Here is a 22,697-nt window from a genome sequence, read left to right as displayed (position 1 = left end):
GGCACCGGACGACCGGCCGGCGGCGTGCGCTCGACGACGGCGGCGTCTCGTCGGACCTGACACGAAGGAGCGCGACCTGATGACGGAGCCGCAGGTGGAGCCGGCGCCAGACCCCGCGTCGGTGTCGACCGAGGACGAGCTGCGCGCCGCCGTGCTCGCCCTGCTGGGCGACTCCTACGACCGGGCCGTCGAGCGGCGGACCGGGCTGTCCAAGACCACCGTCAACGACGTCCGCAACGAGCGCAGACGGCTGACCGCGAAGACCCTGACCCTGATCGTCGAGGCGTACGACCCGCATCGCCGGGACGTCTGGCTGGCGGCCTGGCGGCGGGTCCGGACCCGCTCCGAGCGGGCCGGCGCCTCGCTGGCCGCCGACGACGACGCCCACCCGGCCGGACCCGGTGACGGTCTCGCGGGAACCGACACCGACGCGGACCCGATCGCTGCGGCCGAGGCGAACCTGGCTGGGGTCACCGGCGGTTCCCCGCTGCTCGACGGTTCCCGGGGCGGCGCCGGGATGGGCCAGCCGGCGGGGCCGGGACGGTCCGGTTCCGGACCCTGGCGGACGGTGTCCCTGGCCGCCGGCATCGCCCTCGTCGCGAGCGCCGGCGCCGCGCTGATCACCTACTTCGCGGTGCGCGGGGACGCGGCGCCCCCGTCCGCTCCGGTCGCGACGAACGCCGCCCCGGCGGGGGGCCCTGGACCCGTTCTTCCAGGCCAGGCCCCGCCGCTGGGGCCCGGCGGTCCCGGCGCGGCCTGGCCGGTCGGCGGGATCGGCCCGCCCCGCATCGACCAGAGCCCGGCGGCGCGCGGCCCGGCCCCCGTCGCCAGGGGCTGCTACTCCCTGCCGCTCCAGACCAGGGCCGATGTGGTGGCCCAGTCGGGGGCCGACGCCGCCGGCCTGCGCGTCACCGAGCTGCGCTACACCTACTACCCGGCCTGGCATCCGTCGCTGGCCTTCGGAGGCCGGCTCAGCGGACCGGTCCCGCGCAGTTCGCGGCTGGTCTTCGCCGCGTGGGCCGATCCCAGCACGACCGACTCCACAAGGGACCACAACCGGGGTAACGGCCGCTTCTACCCCGGCGACGACCTGCCGACGACCGATGAGAACTGCTTCACGGTTCCGCCCTACAACCTGAGCTACGGCGGATACCCGGGGATCACGACGCGCCTCTACGCGATGCTCGTCGACGCCACGGACGTGAAGCCGTTCCTGCGCGCCGCCGGCCAGTCCGCCGGTCTGACCGACACGGACCTCGCGCGCCTGGGCATCCGGATTCTCGGCTACGCCGTCGTGCCGTCCAAGCCCGAGTAACGAATCAACCGACGCCTAACGGTGGTAGTCGGCAAAGAAGGCCCAGATGGCCCGGCTGGCGTCGAGCTGACGGCTGGTCCTGCCGATGAGCGCTTTCGGCAGATACTGGCGGCCGCTCGGCCACGTGTGGCCGGCGCCGGTGAAGCTGTCCACGACGACGCCGACGCCGTCCGGGCACCCGACGGCCGTGGCCACCGAAAGGTGAGTCCCGTCTGACACGCGGTCGGCCACCGGGCGAACGTCAGGTTGGGCGGCACAGCCGTCGAGCCGTCGCCACAGCTCGCCGGTCGCGGCGACGGAGGCCACCTGCCCGCCACCGCCGCGTCCGTTCACGTGCCCACCCGAGTAGGGGACGATCGGGTCGGCGGTGCCGTGGATCTCCAGGACGCCGATCGGGCGAGCCGGACGGCAGCCGGCGACGAGATCGGCCGGCATCGGCCCGGCGACGGGCGCGATCGCCGCGAGCCGGTCCGCCAGCTCGCAGCCGAGTCGTTCGGTGAAGATGCCGCCGTTGGAGATGCCCGTCGCGTACACCCGCCGCGGGTCGGCACGCTCGTCGCGGACGAGCTCGTCGATGAGCGCGGCGACGAAGGCGACGTCGTCGACGCCGGCCCGGTCGGCGGGGGTGCTCCCCCGCCCGTCGTTCCAGCTGCGCTGATAGCCATCGGGGTAGACGGCGAGAAATCCGTTCTGGTCCGCGACGGCGTCGAGGTGGGTCAGCCCCGCCATCCCGGACCCGTTGCCGAAGCCGCCGTGAAAGGCGAGGACGACCGGCAGCAGCCGCCCGGCGGGTGCCGCGGCCGGACGGTGCAGCGTGAACGTCCGGGTTCTGCCGTCCACGACCAGGCGACGGGTCACCTCCCCGCGGTGTCCGGCCCTCCCACAGCCCGCCAGCCCGACCAGCAACAATGCCGCACAGACGGCCGCACAGACGGCCGCGGAAGAGACACCAGGCCCGGTTCTCCGTCGCATGCGAGGCAGTCTGACCACACCTGTCCGGCCGACCTAGCGCCACCCCGACAGGGTCGGCCCGCATCGCACCGGAGACCATGATCGCAAATTGGTACCCGTGACTGCCGAGATCCAACCGTCGCCCTGATCGCCGTTTTCGCCCTCGGGTGGCTACGAAACAGACCGGGTTACGACCATCAGAGGGCCGAAACAGCGATCACGCGGACCCCGGAACGGGCGGGGCGACTTTCTCGGCCTCGTTCTGGCGAAGGCCGACCGCGTCGTGCCGCCAGAACAGTTCCGAGTAGACGAGGGTTCCCGTCATCCACGGCTGGTAGGCCGGGAGCGTGACAACCTGGAAGCCCGCGTCGGGAATGCGCAACGACGGCTTTCTGAAGTTCAGGCCCCCGCCGGGCACAAAGCCGAAGCGGTGGTAGTAGCTCGGGTCGCCTTCGAGGAAGACGAGTGGCGACGAGGACTCGGCGAGGATTTCCAGGCCATGGCGAACAAGGGCCGAGCCGAGCCCGCGCTTCTGGTACTCGGGCAGGACCGCCAACGGGCTGAGGACCTGGACCTCGACCAGCCGCCGCGGCGCGTCGAGGAGGCTGCGGGTGAACATCGCGTGGCCGACGATCTCGCCGTCATCCTCGGCAACGAGCGAAAGGCCAGTGCCGGGCGAGATGGTGGCGCGAAGGTCATCCACGAGATCCGCGACGACCTCCCCGTGCTCACCGCCGAACGCCCGCGTGACAACGCCTCGCACGGATTCCCGGTCATGGGCCGATTCATGGCGAAGACTCACGCGCCAGACAGTAGGCACCCCCGCCCACGCCAGCAACCCATTTCCGGGCCGACGGAGATCGCTGTTTTCGCCCTCAAGTGGCCGTGAATCGGTCCTGGCAACAACCATTCGAGGGCTGAAACGGCGATCATGAACGCCGAGTGGAGCGGGCCGGGCTGCCGCGGGGTGGGCGGGGCTTCGCTGCCAGGCGTGCCACTGGGCGGGCCGCCACCCTGGCAGGGGCCGCTAGCGTCGGTCCGGTGACCACCGCAGCACCTGAAGACGGCCTCCACCCCGACGGCTCGACCATGGCAGACCCGGCCGCGCCGCCTCGCCGGTCCGTGCTGCTGATCGGCATGGGGGTCGGCGATCCCGCCTCGCTCACCCATGAGGCCAGCGCCGCGTTGGCCGGCGTCGACGTGCTGTTCACGATCGACAAGGGGCCCGCGAAAGCCGACCTGAACGCGCTGCGGGCCGAGATCTGCGCCCGGCACGCGCGGCCGGGGCTGCGGGTCGTCGAGGTCAGCGAGCCGGACCGGGACCGGGCGCCCGACGACTACCAGGCCGAGGTGCGCCGCTGGCACACCGCCCGCGCCGAGGTCTGGTCCCGGGCCCTGCTGACGGAGCTGGGCGAGTCAGACCGGGGCGCGTTCCTGGTCTGGGGTGACCCGGCGCTGTACGACAGCTCGCTGCGCATCCTCGACGACATCCGGGCACGCGGCCTGGTCGACGTCGCGGTGACCGTCATCCCCGGGATCTCCAGCGTGCAGGTGCTGGCCGCCCGGCACCGGGTCCCGCTCAACACGGTCGGCGGGGCGGTGCACGTCACCACCGGGCGGCGCCTGGCCGCCGAGGCGGGCGGCCAGGACTCGGTGGTCGTCATGCTCGACGGCGCCACGGCCTGGCTGGACCTCGACGCGAGCCGGTGGGACATCTACTGGGGTGCCTACCTGGGCGGCGCCGACGAGATCACGATCGCCGGCCCGCTCGCCGAGGTCGGCGCCGAGATCGCGACGGCCAAGCAGACGGCCCGCGCCCGCAAGGGCTGGATCATGGATGTGTACCTGCTGCGGCGTCGGCGGTGACCGGGCCGGGCAGCCCGTCGTGGTGGCGCGGGGTGAACACCGCGCCCGTCGCGGCGTCCCAGCGGGTCCGGGACGAGCCGATGATCAGCAGCGTGCGCATGTCGACGTGGTCGGCGGTCAGGTCGGCCAGCCGGATGACCTCGATCCGCTCGCCGTCGGCGCCCACCGCGCGGCCCACGACGACGGGAGTGTCCGGGCCCCGCGCCTCCAGCAGGCAGGCGCGGACCTCGTCCATGTGCGCCCGGCGGGTCTTCGAGCCCGGGTTGTAGAGGGCGAGCACCAGGTCGGCCACGGCGGCGGCGCGCAGCCGGCGCAGCACCAGTGGCCACGGCTTGAGCTGGTCCGACAGCGACACGACGCAGTAGTCGTGGCCGAGCGGCGCGCCGACCCGGGCCGCCACCGCGTTCGCCGCCGTGACCCCGGGCAGCACGCGCACCGGCACGTCCTGGTAGCCGCCGTCGGCCTGGGTCTCCAGCACCGCCGACGCCATCGCGAACACGCCCGGGTCCCCGGACGACACGACGGCGACCCGGGACCCCCGCCGGGCCAGGTCGAGCGCGAACGCGGCCCGCTCCGCCTCCACCCGGTTGTCCGTGCCGTGCCGGCGCTGGCCGGGCCGGGGCGGGACGCGCCGCAGGTAGGTCTCGTAGCCGACGACGTCGTCGGCCGCCGCGAGGGCACAGGCCGCCTCGGGGGTGAGCCACTCGGCGCCGGCTGGCCCCAGCCCGACGACGGTGACCGAGCCGGCCACGGCCTGACCTGGCGTCGCCGGCCGAGCCGCGGAGGCGCCCGGGACGAGGACGCTCGACATGTACGGGACGTCCTGGTCCGAGCCTCCCAGGTCGCGCAGCGCCGTGACGCGCTCGCCCTCCCGGCTGGCCCGGCTGACGAGCAGCGCGTCGTCCAGCCGGCCCACGTCCGCGAGGGCCTGGCGGACGCCACCGAGGTCCCCGCGCACCTTCATCAGCACGAGCCCGTCCGCGGTGCCGGCCAGCGTGCGCAGCCGGTCCGCCCGGGTGGTCGCCGGGAGCACGGCGAGCGTCTCGTCCCCGGTGACCAGCGCGACGCCCGCCGCGGCGGCGGTCGCGGACACCGACGTCACGCCGGGGACGATCACGCACCGGAACCGCGGGACCAGCCGGCGCTGCATGTGGGTGAAGGAGCTGTACAGCGTCGGGTCGCCCTCGGCGAGCAGCACGACGTCCCGCCCGGCGGCCAGATGGTCGGCCAGGCGGTCGGCGGACCGCTCGTAGAACTCCTCGATCGCACCCTGGTAGCCACCCGGGTGCGGCGTGACACCGCGGGTCACCGGGTAGACGAGCTCCTCCTCGACGACGCCGGGCCGCAGGTACGGCGCCGCGCTCGCCCGGGCCAGCGACCGCCCGGGCCGCGCCGCGTGGTACGCCACGACCGGGGCCGCGCCGATCAGCCGAACGGCCTTCACCGTCACGAGCTCGGGGTCACCCGGGCCCACCCCGACGCCGTAGAGCGTGCCGGCGGCGGGTGGCTGCGTGGTCACAGCGCCTCGGAGGCGATCGCGTTGACGGCGGCCACCGTCATCGCGCTGCCGCCCCGCCGGCCGTGCACGACGAGAAAGGGCAGGCCGAACGGGTTGTCGGCGAGGGCCTGCTTGGACTCGGCCGCGCCCACGAAGCCGACCGGCAGCCCCAGGACGGCGGCCGGGCGCGGCCCACCCGCGCCGATCAGCTCCAGCAGGTGGAACAGTGCCGTCGGGGCGTTCCCGATCGCGACGACGGCGCCGGCGAGCCGGTCGGCCCACAGCTCAAGGGCGGCGGCCGACCTGGTGGTGCCGAGCCGGGCGGCCAGCTCCGGGACGCCCGGGTCGCCGAGCGCGCAGACGATGTCGTTGGCGGCGGGCAGCCGGCGCCGGGTGATCCCGCTGGCCACCATCTGCGCGTCGCACAGCACCGGCGCTCCGGCCCGCAGCGCCGTCCGGGCGATGCCGACGACGCCGGGGCTCGCCTCGACGTCCGCGGGCAGGTCCACCATCCCGCAAGCGTGGATCATGCGCACGACGACGTGCTCCAGGTCGGGCGCGAGGTCGGCCAGCTCCGCCTCGGCGCGGATCGTCGCGAACGACTGCCGGTAGATCGCCGCGCCGTCGCGCTCGTAGTCGTAGCGGCGCTGGCTGCTGCCGGTCACCATCGTGAGGACTCCTTCGGTTCGGCGCCGGCGGCGTGGACCAGGTAGCCGTCGGGCCCGGCGACGATATCCACATATGACCCGGCTGGACGGCCACACCGGCGGGCGCACCCGCTCCAGTGCGCCCGCGCCCCCGGCGGCAGCGGCCGCGCGGCGAAGGCGGGAGTGAGCCGGCCGGCCGCGACCGCGTCGGCCGCGTCGGCCCGCACGTCCGCGAGCGCGCTCGCGCAGCCGGGCCGCCCGGCGCACGCGGTGACCAGTGCCCACAGCGACTGGGGCTCGGCGTCCAGGCCGGCCCGGCGCGCGGCGGGGACGAAGGACGCCGGGTCGGCGAGGCGCGGCACGACGACCGACCGCCACGGCGTGACCCGCAGCGACACCGCCGCGGGATCCATCCCCTGGCCCGCGGCCGCGAGCATCTCGGCGCCGGCCCGGCTGAGCCGGCCCAGCGGCACCAGCGCGGCTGCGGCGTGGCCGCCGTCCGGGCGACGCCACACCCCCACCGGTCGCCGGCCCGGGGGCGGTTCGGGCCGGGCAACCTCGGGACGGCCGGCTCGCAGCTCCGCCGCTAGCCCCGCGCCACCATCCGGCAGGTCCCGGACCCGCCAGATCGGGTGGCCGGCCGGCGCGGCGCTGACGGCCGCGTCGACCGCGGCCCGCAGGAAGCCCCGGGCGGCGGCGAGCAGCTCGCCGACGACGTCCGGACCGTCGACCGCGACCCCGGCGGGGCCGACCCACCATCGGCCCGCATCCAGCGGCACCGCCCAGGCGTCCGCCTCCAGGGCGGCGACCGCCCCGGAGGCGTCGTCGAGGCCGAACAGGAACCGGCCGGACAGCCCGGCGAGGTCCGGGTCGGCGCACAGGCCCAGGTCGAGGGCCCGCACCAGGCCGTCAAGCGCCGAATCCCCGGCGCCGCCAGCCGTCCCGACGAGACCGGCGAACGGGGCCGCGACGATGTTGCGGACCCGTTCGTGGGTCGCCGACGGCAGTAGCCCGAGCTCGGCGACCCGGTCGGCCAGCTCCGAGTGCCGGCCGGCCGGCACCCCGCGCAGCTGCAGGTTCCCCCGCGAGGTCAGCTCGACGGCGCCCCGCGGACCGAACGACTCGGCCAGCTCAGCGAGCGCGACCAGGGTGCCACCGGCGATGAGGCCGCCGGGCAGCCGGATCCGGGCCAGGCCACCGTCGGCCGCCTCGTGCAGGACCAGAGCGCCGGGGCAGCGGTCGGTCACGCGGTCTCGGGCCGCGGCCATCTAGGCCCGCCCTTCCAGGTCGCCCTCCGCGCGCAGGTACACCTCGCGCAGCGCGTCCAGGGTCTCCGGCCGGGGGGCCGACCACAGCCCGCGGTCGACGGCCTCCAGCAGCCGTTCCGCGATCCCGTGCAGGGCCCACGGGTTCGAGTCGGTGAGGAACTTCTGGTTCTCCTCGTCGAGGACGTACGCCTCCGTCACGGCCTCGTACATCCAGTCGGCCACCACACCTGCCGTCGCGTCGTAGCCGAACAGGTAGTCGACGGTGGCGGCGAGCTCGAAGGCGCCCTTGTAGCCGTGGCGGCGCATCGAGGAGATCCAGCGCGGGTTGACCACCCGGGCCCGGACGACCCGGGCCATCTCCTCGCCGAGCGTGCGGGTGCGTACCTCGTCGGGCCTGGTCGAGTCGCCGATGTAGGCGCGCGGGCCGCGCCCGGTCAGCGCGCGGACGGTCGCGATCATGCCGCCGTGGTACTGGAAGTAGTCGTCGGAGTCGGCGATGTCGTGTTCCAGGCTGTCGGTGTTCTTCACGGCGACGCTGATCCGCCGGTAGGCCGCCGTCATGTCGTCCCGGGCCGGCCGGCCGGCGAGGCCACGGCCGTAGGCGAACCCGCCCCAGGCCGCGTAGACCTCGGCCAGGTCGGCGTCGTCGTGCCAGGTGCCGGAGTCGACCAGCGGCAGCAGACCGGCGCCGTACGCGCCCGGCTTCGAGCCGAAGATCCTGGTCGTGGCCCGGCGACGGTCCCCGTGGGTGGCCGCGTCGGCGTCGGCGTGTGCTCGGACGTAGTTGTCCTCCGGGGCCTCGTCCAGGTCGGCGACCAGGCGGATCGCGTCGTCCAGCAGGTCCACGACGTGCGGGAACGCGTCGCGGAAGAACCCGGAGATCCGGACCGTGACGTCGATCCGGGGCCGGCCCAGCTCGGCGAGCGGGATCGGCTCGACGCCGCGCACCCGCCGGGACGCCTCGTCCCACAGCGGCGTCACGCCGAGCAGGGCGAGGATCTCCGCGACGTCGTCCCCGGAGGTCCGCATCGCCGACGTGCCCCAGGCCGACAGGCCGACCGAGCGGGGGTACTCCCCCGTGTCGGCGAGGTGGCGGGCGAGCAGCGAGTCGGCCATCGCGCGGCCGGTCTCCCAGGCCAGCGGGCTGGGGACCGCGCGTGGGTCGACGGCGTAGAAGTTGCGCCCGGTCGGCAGCACGTTGACCAGCCCGCGCAGCGGCGAGCCACTCGGCCCGGCCGGGATGAAGCCGCCCGCGAGCGCGTGCAGGGTCCGGTCGATCTCGTCGGTGGTGCGGGCGAGCCTCGGCACGATCTCGGTGGCCGCGAACGTCAGCACGGCGGCGACGGCGGCGCGGTCCACCAGGTCCGGGTCGTCGGGGGCCCGGTCGATCGCGTCCGTCTCCGCCGGCACACCGAGGACCTCGGCGACGACCTCGTCGACGGCAGCCGGGTCCCAGTCGCGGTCGTCCAGCTCGGTGAGCAGCTCCCGGGCGACGGCCTCGACCGCGTCGGTGCGGGTCGTCCCCTCCTCGGAGCCCAGGCCCAGCGCCTGGCGCAGCCCGGGGAGCGCGACGGCACCGCCCCACAGCTGGCGGGCCCGCAGCATCGACAGCACCAGGTTGACCCGGGCGTCGCCGGTCGGCGCGGCCCCGAGGACGTGCAGGCCGTCGCGGATCTGGGCGTCCTTGATCTCGCAGAGCCAGCCGTCGACGTGCAGGATGAACTCGTCGAACTCGGCGTCGTGCGGCCGGTTGGTGAGGCCCAGGTCGTGGTCCAGCTTCGCCGCCTCGATCAGGGTCCAGATCTGGGCCCGGATCGCCGGGAGCTTCGCCGGGTCCATGGCGGCGATCTGCGCGTGCTCGTCGAGCAGCCGCTCCAGGCGGGCGATGTCGCCGTAGCTGTCGGCTCGGGCCATCGGCGGGACGAGGTGGTCGATCACCGTGGCGTGCGCGCGTCGCTTGGCCTGGGTGCCCTCGCCCGGGTCGTTGACGAGGAACGGGTAGACGAGCGGGAGGTCGCCGAGCGCGGCGTCCGGGGCGCAGCTCGCCGACAGCGCCGCCGCCTTGCCGGGCAGCCATTCGAGGTTGCCGTGCTTGCCGACGTGGACGACGGCGTGCGCGCCGAACCCGGCGGCGTCCTGGCCGTTGCGCAGCCAGTGGTAGACGGCCAGGTAGTGATGGCTCGGTGGCAGGTCCGGGTCGTGGTAGATCGCGATCGGGTTCTGCCCGAAGCCGCGCGGCGGCTGGATGAGGATCACCACGTTGCCGGCGGTGACGGCCGCGAGCACGATCTCGCCGTCGGGGTCGGTGCCGTGGTCCACGAACAGGTCGCCGGGCGCCGGGCCCCAGTGCTGCTCGACGGCGGACCGCAGGTCCTGCGGCAGCGTCGCGAACCAGCTTCGGTAGACGGCGGCGGGGACCCGGACGGGGTTGCCGGCCAGGTGCTCGGCCGTGAGCCAGTCCTCGTCCTGGCCGCCGGCGGCGATCAGACCGTGGATGAACGCGTCCCCGTCACCGGCTTCGAGGCCGGGCAGCGCGCCGGGGCCGGTCTCCGGCCCGACGTCGTAGCCGGCCTCGCGCAGCGCGCCGAGCAGGGCGAGCACGCTGGCCGGGGTGTCGAGGCCGACCGCGTTGCCGATCCGGGCGTGCTTGGTCGGGTAGGCCGAGAGCACCAGGGCGATCCGCTTGTCGGCGTTCGCCACGTGGCGCAGCCGGGCATGGCGCACCGCGAGGCCGGCGACCCGGGCCGCCCGCTCCGGGTCGGGCACGTAGCGGCTCAGCCCGTCGGCGTCGATCTCCTTGAACGAGAACGGAACCGTGATGATCCGCCCGTCGAACTCGGGGATCGCGACCTGGGTCGCGGTGTCCAGCGGCGAGAGGCCGTCGTCGCTGGCCTCCCACTGCTCCCGCGACGACGTCACGGCCAGCGCCTGCAGGATCGGCACATCCAGGGCGGCGAGCGCGCCGATGTCCCAGTCCTCGTCGCGGCCACCGGCGCCGACCTCGGCCGGGATGGCGCCCAGCGCCGCCCCGCCGGCGGCGAGCACGGTCGTCACGAGCGTGGCCGCCCGGCCGAGCTCGGCGAGCAGCTCGGTGTCGGCGGTGCGCAGGGACGCGCAGAAGACCGGGACCGCCCGGCCGCCGGCAGCGTCGACGGCGTCGGCCAGCGCGTCGACGAACGCGGTGTTCCCGGCCAGCTCGTGCGCCCGGTAGTACAGGATCGCGACGGTCGGGCGCTCGTCCGGCGCCGCCGTGTCCGGGCGGGGACGCAGCCCCCAGGCGGGGGTCGGCACCGGCGGGTCGAACCCGAGGCCGGTGAGCAGCAGCGCGTCGGACAGGAACCGGGCCAGCTGGCGCAGGTTGTCCGGGCCGCCGTGGGCGAGGTAGGCGTGCGCCTGCGCGGACACCCCGGCGGGCACCGAGGACAGCTCCATCAGCTCGGCGTCGGGGATCAGCTCGCCGCTGAGAACCACAACCGGCAGGCCCCGGGCCAGCAGCGCGTCGACGCCCTCGGGCCAGGCCCGCCGGCCGCCGAGCAGGCGCAGCACGACGACGTCGACGCCGTCGAGCAGCCCCGGCAGGTCGGCGACGTCGAGGCGGGCCGGGTTGCCCAGCCGGTAGTCCTCCCCGCAGGCACGGGCGCAGGACAGGTCGGTGTCCGACGTCGACAGCAGCAGGATCACGGTCGGCTCCCCAGGTCTGGAACAGAACTACGCAGGTGGCCGGCTTCCGGCAGCCCGGCCGTAACAGGCGGGGCTGGAGCCCCACCGGCGAGGGCCGGCCCGGCGGCGCCCGTTGGGGCTCCGGGCGGGATGAACGGCAGGCCGGCCGGTGGGCCGTCGGCGAGCAGCCGCAGCAGCGCGTCGGTGTCGAGGTGCTCCGCGACCAGATCGCCGAGCACGTCGAGGCGCCGTTCGCGGACCGCCGCGAACGAGACCTCCCCGCGCGGCTGCCACGGTGAACCCACCCGGGCCGCGACGTCGGCGAGGAACGCCCGGCGGAAGCCGTCGTTCTCGAAGGCGCCGTGCCAGGTGGTGCCCCAGACCGCGCCGGCCCGGCAGCCGTCGAGGAACGGCTCGCCGCCGTGCACCGACGCCACGCCGTGGTGGATCTCGTAGCCACGCACGGGCTGGCCGTAGGCGACGCCGTCCGGCCGGCCGAGCGTCTTGGCCGCGGCGAAGCGGATCGTCACCGGCAGCAGCCCGAGGCCGTCGACGCGGCCGGCGCCGCTCTCCACCTCGTCCACGATCGTCTCGGCGAGCATCTGGTAGCCGCCGCAGACGCCGAGCACTGGCCGGCCGGTCGCGGCCCGGCGGGCGAGCGGGCCGTCGAGCCGACGCCCGCGCAGCCAGGCCAGGTCGGCGACGGTCGAGCGGGTGCCGGGCAGCACGACGAGGTCGGCGGCGTCGAGGTCCTCCGGCCGGTCGACGTACCGGACCGCGACGCCGGGCTCGGCCGCCAGCGCGTCCAGGTCGGTGAAGTTGCTCAGGAACGGCAGCCGGACCGCCGCCACCCGCAGCGTCCCGTCGAGGTCGCCCCTCGTCTCGCCCGGCCCCGGCAGGCCGAGCGAGTCCTCCACGTCCAGGCCGAGCCCGTCTCGCCAGGGAAGCACCCCGAGCACGGGACGGCCGGTCAGGCCCGACAGCATGCCCAGGCCCGGCTCCAGCAGGGCCCGCTCGCCGCGGAACTTGTTGACGACGAACCCCGCGACCAGCGCCTGGTCGGCCGGCTCCAGCAGGGCCAGCGTCCCGAACATGGCGGCGAACACCCCGCCGCGGTCGATGTCGCCGACGACCAGCGTCGGCAGCCGCGCGGCCCTGGCCAGGCCCATGTTCGCGATGTCGTCGGCCCGCAGGTTGATCTCCGCCGGGCTGCCGGCGCCCTCGCAGATGACGACGTCGAACCGGGAGCGCAGGTCGGCCAGGCTCGCGAGCACCTCGGTGAACAGCCGGCCCTTCAGGGCCCGGTAGTCGAGCGCGCCCGCCTCGGCCACCGGCCGGCCGCGCAGCACGACCTGGCTGCGGTGCCCGGCCCCCGGCTTGAGCAGCACCGGGTTCATCGCGCCCTCCGGCTCGACGCCGGCCGCGGCGGCCTGCATCACCTGGGCGCGGCCGATCTCGGCGCCGTCGGCGGTCACCCACGAGTTCAGCGACATGTTCTGCGCCTTGAACGGCGCGACCCGGACGCCCTGGCGGGCCAGCCAGCGGCAGATGCCCGCGGTCAGGACGGACTTGCCCGCGTCCGAGGTGGTCCCGGCGACGAGCAGCGCGCCGCTCACGACCCGCCCCGGCGCGCCGTCACCCGGACCGCGCCCGCGAGCGCGGCGAGGACGACGGCGGCGGCGCCCACCGCACCGGAGAGGTCCGCCGAACGGGCCACGTCGGCGCCGGCCGCCGGACCGCCGTCGCCGAGGCGGCCGCGGGCCTCGACCTCGCCGTCGTAGATGTTGGTGCCGCCGAGCGTGATGCCCAGCGCGCCGGCGAACGCGGCCTCGCACTGGCCCGCGTTCGGGCTCGGATGGTTGTCGCCGTCGCGCCACCACGTCCGCCAGGCCTGCCTGGGCGAGCCGCCGACGACGGGCGCGACCAGCGCCGTCAGGGCCGCGCACAGCCGCGCGGGCACGAGGTTCGCGACGTCGTCCAGGCGGGCCGCGGCCCAGCCGAACCGCAGGTAGCGCGGCGACCGGTAGCCCACCATCGCGTCGAGGGTGTTCACGGCGCGGTAGCCGACGACGCCGGGCAGGCCGAGCGCCGCCCCCCACAGCAGCGGGCCGAGCACCGCGTCGGCGGTGTTCTCCGCGACCGACTCGATCGCCGCCCGGGCGAGCTCCGGCTCGTCCAGCCCGCTCGGGTCGCGCCCGCACAGGTGCCCGAGCCGGTCCCGGCTGGCCGGGAGGTCACCGGAGGTCAGCAGCCGGGCCATGACCGCCCCCTCGCGGCGCAGCGACGTCCCGCCGAGCGCGGCCCACAGTGCCGCCGCCAGCAGCACCGGGCGGGCGCGCGATGGGACGAGGCGGTCCAGCGCGGCGGCGGCGAGCATCGGGCCGCCGACGGCCACCGCGACGAACCCGGCGCCGGCAGCGCGGGAGTCGGCGTAGAGGCGCCGCTCGACCACGGCCGCGGCCCGGCCATAGCCGGCTACGGGGTGGAACCGGCCCGGGTCGGCGAAGACGAGGTCCGCGACGGCGCCGGCGACGATCGCCGCCGCGACACCGCCCGGGCCCACCCCGCGCCGACGCTCAGCCCGCGGCACGGAACGCCTCGGTCTGGTGGGCCGCGCGGGCGGCGGCGACGAAGCGGTGCGCGGCGCCGGGGACCCCGGCCCAGTGGGTGTGCAGGTACGACGCGTGGATCGCGCCACGGACGAAGCCCTCGGCGACCTCGACACCGCTCGCGTCCCGCCAGCGCCACGCCGGGGCCGCACCGCGACGCGCGTCGCCGCCGGTCGAGCCGCCCGCCGCCGGGGTCGCGACCGTGCGGTGGAACTCGTGCCCGTGCACGGTCGTGCCGCGCGCCGCGAGCACCGAGTCGGTCACCGCGGCCGCCTCCCGGTAGCCCAGCGTCAGGCGCGGCGTCATCGCCGCCGTCACCTCGCCGAGCACCCCGCACATCGGCGCGCCGTCGAGCGCGCTGCTCAGGTAGAGCAGCCCGGCGCACTCCGCGGCGACGGGGGCGCCGGTCGCCGCGAAGGCCCGGACCCGGGACCGCAACGCGGCGTTCGCGGCGAGCGCGCCCGCGTGCACCTCCGGGAACCCGCCGCCGATGATCAGCCCCGACGTGCCGGCTGGCAGCGCCTCGTCGACGGTCGGGTCGAAGCCGACGACCTCGGCACCGGCTGCGGCGAGCAGCTCGGGGGTCTCGGCGTAGCCGAACGTGAAGGCCGGCCCGCCCGCGACCGCGACCACCGGGCGCGGCCCGGCGGGCACCGGCGACCCGACGGGCTCCAGGGCGGCGACCCGCGCGTCCCACGGCTCGGCGGGCAGGTCGGGGGCCGTCGCGGCGAGCGCGAGCAGCGCGTCCAGGTCGAGGCCGGAACCGACCGCCGCGCCGAGCTCGGCGACGGCGTCCCTGGCCGGCGCGGCGCGTTCCGCGGCCGGCACCAGGCCGAGGTGGCGCGACGGGGTGACCAGGTCGGGGCGCCGGCCCAGCACGCCGAGCACCGGCATGCCGATCTCGGCCATCGCGGCGCGCAGGATCTCGGCGTGCCGCTCGGTGCCGACCTGGTTGAGCACGACGCCACCGATCCGCACGGCCGGGTCGAACGACCGGAACCCGTGCACCGTCGCCGCGACCGACCGCCCGGCCGACCGCGCGTCGACGACCAGGACGACGGGCGCCGCCAGCAGGGTGGCCACGTGCGCCGTCGAGCCGAAGCCGGCGCGGGTCGCGTGCCCGTCGAACAGCCCCATGACGCCCTCGACGACGGCGACGTCGGCCCGCCTGGGATGCAGCGCGCCGTGCAGGAACAGCGGGGCGACCCGCTGTTCGCCGACGAGCCAGGGGTCGAGGTTGCGCCCCGGCCGGCCGGCCGCGAGCGCGTGGTAGCTCGGGTCGATGTAGTCCGGGCCGACCTTGTGCGGCGAGACGGCGAGCCCCCTGGCCCGCAGGGCCGCGAGCAGACCGGTGGCGATGGACGTCTTGCCGGCGCCGCTGGCGGGCGCGGCGAGGACGACCCGCGGGATCCTCACGGCCCGGCCGGCGCGGCGGCCGGCGGCGCGAGGGGCCGCGTCGCTCGCGGCGCGGGGAGCGGTCCCACGGTCACCACTCGATCCCCCGCTGGCCCTTCTGGCCCGCGTCCATCGGGTGCTTGACCTTGGTCATCTCGACGACCAGGTCGGCGACCTCGATGAGGCGCGGGTGGGCCCGGCGGCCGGTGATGACGACGTGCTGGAAGCCGGGGCGCGCGGCCAGCGTCTCGACCACGTCCTCGACGTCGACCCAGCCCCACTCCATGACGTAGGTGAACTCGTCGAGCACCAGCAGGCCGTAGGTCTGCGCGGCGAGGTCCGCCTTGATCCGCTCCCAGCCCTCGGCGGCGGCCGCGGCATGGTCGTCCTGCGGGCCACGCTGGGTCCAGGACCAGCCGGAGCCCATCTTGAACCAGTCGACGGACCCGCCCTCGCCGGTCTGCTCGTGCAGCCGGCCGAGCGCCAGCAGCGCGTTCTCCTCGCCGACCTTCCATTTCTTGCTCTTGACGAACTGGAACACGCCGATCGGCCAGCCCTGGTTCCAGCCCCGCAGCGCGAGCCCGAAGGCGGCCGTCGACTTGCCCTTCATGTCGCCGGTGTGGACGACGAGCAGCGGCCGGTTGCGCCGCTGCCGAGTGGTCAGCCCGTCGGCGGGGACGCTCTCGACCTGGCCCTGCGGCGCCATCAGGCGGCGTCCCGCAGCGCGCGGACGGTGGCCGCGAGCCCGGCGCCGGCGGCGGCGGAGTCGAGGCCCGCTGGATCTCGCCTGCCGCGCCCGCCGCCTGGCCCGGCGGCCTCCGGCCCGGTGCCGGGCGCGCCCAGCTCGGCGAGCCCGAGCAGCGTGGCGCCCAGCGTGGCGGCGAGCTCACCCGCCAGGCCGAGGCGCACCCGTCCCGCCTCACAGTCGACGACGACCGCTGCGACGCCGGAGCGGGCCAACAGCCGCGCGGCCGGGCCCGGCCGCGGCCCCGCGGTGTGCCTGCCGTCGGTCAGCACGACCAGCAACGGCCGGCGGCTCGGGTCGCGCAGCCGTTCCCGGGCCAGCACGCGGTGCGCGAGCAGCAGGCCGTCGGCGAGCGGAGTGCGCCCGCCCGACGGCAGGTCCGCCAGCAGCGTCGCCGCCACGTCCACCGACGACGTCGGCGGGAGCGCCAGCCGGGCGTCCTCGCCGCGGAACGTGACGAGCCCGATCTTGTCGCGGCGCTGGTAGGCGTCGAGCAGCAGCGAGAGCACGGCGGCCTTGACGGCGCCCATCCGCGCCCGTGCCGCCATCGAGCCCGACGCATCGACGACGAACAGCACGAGGTTGCCCTCGCGGCCCTCCCGCCTGGCCTGGCGCAGGTCGGCGGGCCGCAGCCGCAGCCCCGGACCGCCACGGCCGCGGGCCAACTGGTGCGGCGCCGCCGCCAGCAGCGTCGCAAGGAGGTGCGGGTCACGCAGCCGGCCGGCCGGGACCTGGGCGCCGACCACGGCGCCGGACGGGGTGGCCGCGCGAGAGCGTCGGCCGGGCACGCCCCCGCCGACGCCGGGCACCTCCAGCCGGCGGGCGCGGAACGTCGCCGCGGGCGCGACCACGCCTACCGCCGGCCGGGTGGCCGGCGGTGGCGCCATCTGGTCCCCGGCCTGCCCTTCGGGCGCGGGGTGGCCCTCGTCGTCCGCGCCGGCGGCCGGAACGCCGCCGCCGGGGCCGCCGGGATCCGGGTCGCTGTCCAGGTCGGTCTGGCCGTCCGGCCCGGTGGGTGGCGCCGCGTCGTGGGTCGCGTCCTGGTCGCCCTGGCCCTGGCCCTCGCTCGGGCCGTCCCGGCCCTCATCGTCCTGGCCCGCGTCGTCCTGGCTTGGGAGGGCGTCGAGCTCCTTGCGGGCCGCCTCCAGTGCGGCGTCGAGCGCGTCGGGCTCCAGGCCTGGCGCGTCGAACGGGTCGCGGCGACGGCGGTGCGGAAGCGCCAGCTCGACCGCGGCCCGGACGTCGTCCTCGGTGACCTCGGCCCGCCCGGCCCAGGCCGCGTGCGCGACCGCGGCCCGCGCGGTCACCAGATCCGCCCGCAGCCCGTCGACCTCGAACGCGGCGCAGACGGCGGCGATCCGGGTCAGTTCCCGGTCGGGCAGCCGGACGGCCGGCAGCGCCGCGCGGGCGGCGGCGATCCGCGCCGAGAGCTCCCGCTCCGCGTCCTCGTACCGGGCGGCGAAGGCGTCGGGATCGGCGTCGAAGGCCAGCCGGCGGCGGACGACCTCGGCCCGCAGCGCCGGCTCGCGCGGAGCCGCGACCTGCACCGTCAGTCCGAACCGGTCGAGCAGCTGCGGCCGCAGCTCGCCCTCCTCCGGGTTCATCGTCCCGACGAGCAGGAACCGGGCCGCGTGCCGGACCGACACCGCGTCACGCTCGACGTGGGCCACGCCGAGCGCAGCCGCGTCGAGAAGCAGGTCGACCAGATGGTCGTGCAGCAGGTTGACCTCGTCGACGTAGAGGACGCCCCGGTGCGCGGCGGCGAGCAGCCCCGGCTCGAACATGACGACGCCGGCGGTCAGCGCCCGTTCGATGTCGAGGGAGCCGAGCAGGCGGTCCTCCGTCGCGCCCACGGGCAGCTCGCACAGCCGGGTCGGCCGGTGCGAGGCCGGGGCCGCGGCCGGATGCGGGCCGTCGGGGCATTCCTTGTCCGGGCGGGCCGGGTCGCAGGAGAACCGGCAGCCGGCCACCACCGCGACCGGCGGCAGCACGCCGGCGAGCGCGCGCACCGCCGTCGACTTGGCCGTGCCCTTCTCGCCCCGGACCAGCACACCGCCGATCTCGGGGCAGACCGCGTTCAGGACCAGCGCGAGCCGCAGATCGTCCATACCGACGATCGCGCTGAAGGGGAACAGGGGCACGCGCGCACCACCTCGCACCGGCAGTGTCCGCGCCTGCCGCTCGTACGGGCCCGGGAACTGCCGCCCACGGGCGGGCGATCGAGGTGTTCTGGCTCACCGCGCCGGACCGGCCGCGGCTCACAGTGGCGGGACCGCCCCGGTCTTGGCACCCAGCGCCGCACCGGAGTTCCCCTCGTATCGCCTGGCAGGAATGGTGCCATGGGAGGGCGCCCGAGGGACAGTGACCACGAACACCCGCTGGCCCGGCTCCCGCGATCAGCGCGACGGCGGCTGGCGCGGCCATGCACAATCGCCCCTGTGCCAGCCAGCCCCGAGCCCACCGGGCCCGCGCCCGTCCAGGGGGGCGCCGTCGACGAAGGAGCCGCCGTCGGCTCGGGAGCGTTCGGCGTGACCGGCGGGTTCGGCGTGACGGTGGTCGGCATCGGCGAGGACGGCTGGGACGGTCTCGGCCAACCGGCCCGGGCGGCGCTCGCCGCCGCGGATGTCGTGCTCGGCGGCGCCCGGCAGCTGGGCCTCGTGGCCGGCCGGGTCCGGGCCGTGGAGACCTGGCCCCGCGACCTGGCTGCCGCCGCGGCGGCGCTGCCCGACAGCCATGCCGGCCAACGGGTCGCCGTCCTCGCCAGCGGCGACCCGATGCACTACGGCGTCGGCGGCACGCTCACGCGGGCGCTGGGACCGGGCCAGGTCCGGGTCCTGCCGGCCCCGTCGTCGATCTCGCTGGCCTGCGCCCGGCTCGGCTGGCCGGTCGAGGAGGTCGCCGTCGTCAGCGCGGTCGGCCGGCCGTACGCCGCGGTCGGCGCCGAGCTGCGCGCCGACGCGCGGGTGCTGGTCCTGACTGGCGACGAGGACGGCGCCGACCGGGTCGGTCGGCTGGTCGCCGAGCGCGGCCTCGACGCCGAGCTCACCGTGCTGGAACGCCTCGGCGGCCCGCGCGAACGGGTCGGGCGCCATCCAGGTCGGCCCGGGATACCGCCACACGACCGGCTCGCCATCGTCGCGGTCCGCTGCGGGCCGGACTCGACGCACGAGAGCCAGGCGGTGGCCAGCCGGGCGCCAGGGCTGCCCGACGACACGTTCGCCACCGACGGCGTGCTGACGAAGCAGGAGGTCCGGGCCGTCACGCTGGCAGCGCTCGCTCCGGCGCCCGGCGAGCTGCTCTGGGACGTCGGGGCCGGCAGCGGCGGCATCACCACCGAATGGCTACGGGCCGACCGCCGGTGCCGAGCGGTCGCGATCGAGCCGCGGGCCGACCGGGCCGCCCATGTGCGCGCGAACGCCGAACGGCTCGCCGGTGCCGTCGAACAGACCGCGGGCCTCGCCACCGCGGCGGGCGGACTACGCGTCGTGGAGGGCCGCGCGCCAGCCGCGCTCGCCGGCCTGCCCAGGCCCGACGCCGTCTTCGTCGGCGGCGGCGCCAGCGTCGCAGGCGTCATCGAGACCTGTCTCGCGGCGCTGCGGCCCGGCGGGCGCCTCGTCGCCAACGCGGTCACGATCGAGACCGAGGCCATGCTCGCCGACTGGCACCGCCGCGCCGGCGGCCGGCTGCGCCGGATCGCGATCTCCCATGCCGAGCCGGTCGGTTCGTTCACCGCGTTCCGACCGGCGCTGCCCGTCACGCAATGGGTCCACACCGCGCCGGTCCACACCGCGCAAGAAAAGAGAGCGACGCGATGACCGTCCACTTCATCGGCGCCGGGCCCGGCGCGGCCGATCTGATCACGCTGCGCGCCCGTGACCTGATCGCGGCCTCGCCGGTCTGCCTGTACGCCGGCAGCCTCGTAGACCCGGCCGTGCTGGCGCACTGCCCGCCCGGTGCCAGGCTGGTCGACACCGCCCGGCTGACCCTGGACGAGATCGTCGGCCACCTCGTCGAGGCCGACGCCGCAGGGCAGGACGTCGCCCGGCTGTGCAGCGGCGACCCGTCGGTGTTCAGCGCCGTCGCCGAGCAGATGCGCCGGCTCGACGCGGCCGGCGTCCGCTACGACGTCTGCCCGGGCGTGTCCGCGTACGCGGCGGCGGCGGCGGAGCTGAACCGGGAGCTGACCGTCCCGGGCGTCGCGCAGAGCGTGGTGCTGACCCGGACCAGCGAGAACGCCTCGGCCATGCCCGCCGGGGAGACGCTCGCGGCACTCGGCGCCGCCCAGGCGACGATGGTCATCCACCTGTCGGTGCAGCGGATCGAGGCGGTCGTCGCCGAGCTGCTCCCGGTCTACGGCGCGGACACCCCGGTCGCTGTGGTCGCCTGGGCGTCGCGGCCCGACCAGGTCGTGCTGCGCGGCCGGCTCGACGGCATCGCTCCCGCGGTCCGCGCCGCCGGGATTCGCCGGGCCGCGGTCATCATCGTCGGCGCCGCGCTGGCGGCCGAGGGCTTCCGGGACAGCCACCTGTACTCGGTGGAACGAGACCGCGCGTGCGTGTCCTGATCCTCGGCGGTACCCGGGAGGCCCGTGACCTGGCCGCCCTGCTCGTCGCGGAGCCGGGGATGGTCGTGACCACGTCGCTCGCCGGCCGGGTCCGCGACCCGGCGCTGCCCGCCGGCGAGATCGTGATCGGCGGCTTCGGTGGCGTCGCCGGGCTGCGCGCCTTCCTGCGCGACCGCGCGATCGACGTCGTCGTCGACGCCACCCACCCGTTCGCCACGACGATGTCCGAGCACGCCGTCGCCGTGTGCGTCGGGCCGCCCGACGACGCGCCGCCAACCGCGCCGGGCGCCGGTGTGCCGCTTGTGCGGCTGGCCCGGCCGGGCTGGACCGAGCGCCCCGGCGACGGCTGGCACCGCGTCGCGGATCTCCGGACGGCGGCCGACCAGGCCCGCGCGCTGTGCCCGCCGGGTGGCGCCGTGTTCGTCACCACCGGCCGCCGCCAGCTCGCGCCGTTCGCCGCCGACCCCTACCGCCATTACGTGATCAGGGCGGTCGACCCGCCGACCGACGTGCTGCCGCCCCGGCACACCGTGCTGCTCGACCGCGGCCCGTACACGGTCGAGGGCGAGACCCGGCTGATGCGCGACCACGGCGTCCGGGTCCTGGTGACCAAGGACAGCGGCGGCGCCCTGACCGCGGCGAAGCTGGACGCGGCCCGAGCCCTCGGCCTGCCGGTCGTCATGGTCGACCGGCCTGCTCTGACCGACCCGGCGCCACCCACCTGGTCGAACGTCGCCGGGGTGCTCGGCGCCCTGCACGCGCTCGCCTCCTCCCAGCGGCCCGGCGCCCGTTAGCGGTCCATCAGACCGGCCTTGATCGCCGTTTGAGCCCTGGGATGGTCGCGGACACGCGCCGGGCCGACTTCGCAGGCACACCGTTAGCTTTGGCAGCGGCCAACGCCGCTGATCGCCGTGCCCGGGACCGACAACGCGACCCGCACCCCGCCCGGCACAGGCTGGGCGCCGTCAAGGTGAACCGGGAACGGAAGGCCAGCCAACCGCGCGATCGGTTCGTCGAGTCGCCCCGAGCCGGCCGCGTCGAGCAGCGCGTCTCCCGCGCCGAGTCCGGAGGCAGGGCCCGCCGAGCCAAACATGACCGTGGCCCGCGCTGAGATCGAGCCGACCGTGATCGAGCCGGGAGCCGACCGGCCGACGAGGCCGGCCAACGGCCGCATTCGGACGTCGTGGAAGGTCACGTCGACGTCGGTCAGCCGGGCCGACGCGCCGACGCCGTCAGCCGTCACCGTCACCACCCGGTAATGCCCCTCGGCCATCTGGGTGAGGAACGGGAATCCGCCGATGTGCACCGTCCGGGTTCCGGTCAGCGCGCCCAGGCAGGACAGCCGGGCCGACAGCCGGTCCTCGACGACGCCGACCAGCAGCCGGTCGGCCAGCAGCAAGCCGAGCAGGACGACGAGTGACAGCGCCACGAGCCAGCGCCAGCGCCGAGCGCCGCCGACCGTCGCGCCGACCGGCTCGGCCACGAGCTGTCCGTCGGGTATCACCGGCACCTGCCGCTAGACCGAGCAGGCCCACGCGATGGACCCAGCCAGCGTCCGCCCGCTGTCGGACGTCGCCGAGAACGAGACCGAGCCGCCGGTGTCGGTGATCTGAGCACTGGCCGGGACGGCGGTGATCACGTAGCGGCCCTCGCCCGGGATGGTCAACGAGACCGTCACCAGGATCGTGTAGGTGCCCGGCGCGTGATAGTTCGCCGCGACCACGGTCTCGGCGACGGTGTAGCCCTGCACCACGGCACTCGCCGAGGCCGTGTAGTGGTTGCCGGTGACCCCGCAGGTCACTGTCGTGTCGACATGGCCGGAGACTGCCACCGGTGACGTGATCGTGATGGTCTCCGAGCCCGGGCCACCGGTGCCCCGGGCGGCCGGGATTCGGGGTCTGGGGGTGCCGGGCGTCGCCGTAGGCAGTGCCGTCGCGGTCGCGACGGGTGCCGTCTGCGTGGGCGCCGGCAGGTTGGAGCCCTCCGTCGACGGGTCGGCCGGCTGGGCCGTCGCCGAGTCGGCCGCGGGCGACACCGTCGCCGACGCGAGTGAGGACGAGGCCGCTGGCTGGCAGCCGGCGAGCGGCAGCAGCGCCGCGCCGGCCACGGTGGCCACGGCGAGACCTCGACGGATCGGAGCGTGCATGGTCACGAGTGGACGCCTGCCTTCGGGATCGGG

General features: G+C 76.0%; 18 protein-coding genes. 5 read left to right on the top strand and 13 right to left on the bottom strand.

Annotated elements, in window-relative coordinates:
* Nucleotides 1–79: 79 nt before the first annotated feature.
* Nucleotides 80–1,315 carry a hypothetical protein gene (locus tag FRAEUI1C_RS02420; protein WP_013421690.1) on the top strand — a complete coding sequence of 412 codons (1,236 nt, stop codon included), beginning with the start codon at nt 80–82 and terminating at the stop codon, nt 1,313–1,315.
* 15 nt (nt 1,316–1,330) lie between these two features.
* Here the strand turns inward: FRAEUI1C_RS02420 and FRAEUI1C_RS02415 are convergent, their stop codons facing one another.
* Both FRAEUI1C_RS02415 and FRAEUI1C_RS02410 read right to left on the bottom strand, forming a co-directional pair.
* The gene (locus tag FRAEUI1C_RS02415; RefSeq protein WP_013421689.1) at nt 1,331–2,173 is read right to left on the bottom strand and encodes an extracellular catalytic domain type 1 short-chain-length polyhydroxyalkanoate depolymerase; all 843 of its coding nucleotides are present in this window, start codon (nt 2,171–2,173) and stop codon (nt 1,331–1,333) included.
* A 310-nt stretch (nt 2,174–2,483) separates the two neighbouring features.
* Nucleotides 2,484–3,104, bottom strand: coding sequence for a GNAT family N-acetyltransferase (locus FRAEUI1C_RS02410; RefSeq protein WP_232425273.1), 621 nt, complete (start codon nt 3,102–3,104; stop codon nt 2,484–2,486).
* Between the two features lie 203 nt (nt 3,105–3,307).
* Here FRAEUI1C_RS02410 and cobF point away from each other — a divergent pair, with 203 nt between their 5' ends.
* Complete coding sequence (gene cobF, locus FRAEUI1C_RS02405) at nt 3,308–4,132, top strand: precorrin-6A synthase (deacetylating) (RefSeq protein ID WP_232425272.1); 825 nt, start codon at nt 3,308–3,310, stop codon at nt 4,130–4,132.
* Here the strand turns inward: cobF and cobJ are convergent.
* From cobJ to FRAEUI1C_RS02360, 9 genes are all read right to left on the bottom strand, one after another.
* Nucleotides 4,098–5,651, bottom strand: coding sequence for a precorrin-3B C(17)-methyltransferase (gene cobJ, locus FRAEUI1C_RS02400; RefSeq protein WP_013421686.1), 1,554 nt, complete (start codon nt 5,649–5,651; stop codon nt 4,098–4,100). The two genes, cobF and cobJ, sit on opposite strands and share 35 nt — an antisense overlap.
* A complete protein-coding gene (locus tag FRAEUI1C_RS02395) occupies nt 5,648–6,298 on the bottom strand; it encodes a precorrin-8X methylmutase (protein ID WP_013421685.1) in 651 nt (216 codons plus the stop codon). The genes cobJ and FRAEUI1C_RS02395 overlap by 4 nt, the downstream gene beginning before the upstream one ends.
* A complete protein-coding gene (locus FRAEUI1C_RS02390; protein WP_013421684.1) occupies nt 6,292–7,545 on the bottom strand; it encodes a ferredoxin-like domain-containing protein in 1,254 nt (417 codons plus the stop codon). Before FRAEUI1C_RS02390 ends, FRAEUI1C_RS02395 begins: the two co-directional genes overlap by 7 nt.
* The gene (gene cobN, locus FRAEUI1C_RS02385) at nt 7,546–11,226 is read right to left on the bottom strand and encodes a cobaltochelatase subunit CobN (RefSeq protein ID WP_013421683.1); all 3,681 of its coding nucleotides are present in this window, start codon (nt 11,224–11,226) and stop codon (nt 7,546–7,548) included.
* The gene (locus tag FRAEUI1C_RS02380; RefSeq protein ID WP_013421682.1) at nt 11,223–12,821 is read right to left on the bottom strand and encodes a cobyric acid synthase; all 1,599 of its coding nucleotides are present in this window, start codon (nt 12,819–12,821) and stop codon (nt 11,223–11,225) included. Before FRAEUI1C_RS02380 ends, cobN begins: the two co-directional genes overlap by 4 nt.
* Nucleotides 12,818–13,795: a cobalamin biosynthesis protein gene (locus FRAEUI1C_RS02375; protein ID WP_013421681.1), complete on the bottom strand. Its 978-nt coding sequence runs from the start codon at nt 13,793–13,795 to the stop codon at nt 12,818–12,820. The genes FRAEUI1C_RS02380 and FRAEUI1C_RS02375 overlap by 4 nt, the downstream gene beginning before the upstream one ends.
* Nucleotides 13,782–15,230: a cobyrinic acid a,c-diamide synthase CobB gene (locus tag FRAEUI1C_RS02370; protein ID WP_013421680.1), complete on the bottom strand. Its 1,449-nt coding sequence runs from the start codon at nt 15,228–15,230 to the stop codon at nt 13,782–13,784. The genes FRAEUI1C_RS02375 and FRAEUI1C_RS02370 overlap by 14 nt, the downstream gene beginning before the upstream one ends.
* Nucleotides 15,231–15,300: 70 nt before the next feature.
* Nucleotides 15,301–15,915: a cob(I)yrinic acid a,c-diamide adenosyltransferase gene (cobO, locus tag FRAEUI1C_RS02365; protein WP_013421679.1), complete on the bottom strand. Its 615-nt coding sequence runs from the start codon at nt 15,913–15,915 to the stop codon at nt 15,301–15,303.
* Nucleotides 15,915–18,095 (bottom strand): VWA domain-containing protein, encoded by a 2,181-nt coding sequence (locus tag FRAEUI1C_RS02360; protein WP_013421678.1) that lies wholly within the window; start codon nt 18,093–18,095, stop codon nt 15,915–15,917. Before FRAEUI1C_RS02360 ends, cobO begins: the two co-directional genes overlap by 1 nt.
* 297 nt (nt 18,096–18,392) lie before the next feature.
* On the opposite strand from FRAEUI1C_RS02360, the gene cbiE reads away from it, so the two are divergent.
* Genes cbiE through FRAEUI1C_RS02345 form a run of 3 tightly spaced genes read left to right on the top strand, consistent with a single transcriptional unit; the run spans nt 18,393 to nt 21,312 of the window.
* On the top strand, nt 18,393–19,769 hold the full coding sequence (cbiE, locus tag FRAEUI1C_RS02355) for a precorrin-6y C5,15-methyltransferase (decarboxylating) subunit CbiE (RefSeq protein WP_157734785.1): 1,377 nt from the start codon (nt 18,393–18,395) through the stop codon (nt 19,767–19,769).
* Nucleotides 19,766–20,518: a precorrin-4 C(11)-methyltransferase gene (gene cobM, locus FRAEUI1C_RS02350; RefSeq protein ID WP_013421676.1), complete on the top strand. Its 753-nt coding sequence runs from the start codon at nt 19,766–19,768 to the stop codon at nt 20,516–20,518. The genes cbiE and cobM overlap by 4 nt, the downstream gene beginning before the upstream one ends.
* On the top strand, nt 20,506–21,312 hold the full coding sequence (locus FRAEUI1C_RS02345) for a cobalt-precorrin-6A reductase (RefSeq protein WP_013421675.1): 807 nt from the start codon (nt 20,506–20,508) through the stop codon (nt 21,310–21,312). The genes cobM and FRAEUI1C_RS02345 overlap by 13 nt, the downstream gene beginning before the upstream one ends.
* Before the next feature lie 83 nt (nt 21,313–21,395).
* Here the strand turns inward: FRAEUI1C_RS02345 and FRAEUI1C_RS02340 are convergent, their stop codons facing one another.
* On the bottom strand, nt 21,396–22,001 hold the full coding sequence (locus FRAEUI1C_RS02340) for an LmeA family phospholipid-binding protein (RefSeq protein WP_041258723.1): 606 nt from the start codon (nt 21,999–22,001) through the stop codon (nt 21,396–21,398).
* Nucleotides 22,002–22,034: 33 nt separating this feature from the next.
* Nucleotides 22,035–22,664 carry a hypothetical protein gene (locus tag FRAEUI1C_RS02335; protein ID WP_083819703.1) on the bottom strand — a complete coding sequence of 210 codons (630 nt, stop codon included), beginning with the start codon at nt 22,662–22,664 and terminating at the stop codon, nt 22,035–22,037.
* Nucleotides 22,665–22,697 lie beyond the last annotated feature (33 nt).

It is taken from the genome of Pseudofrankia inefficax, assembly GCF_000166135.1.
Lineage (GTDB): Bacteria > Actinomycetota > Actinomycetes > Frankiales > Frankiaceae > Pseudofrankia > Pseudofrankia inefficax.
The sequence above is the reverse complement of the archived record's forward strand: the minus strand, read 5'-3'. Positions and strand labels throughout refer to the sequence as shown.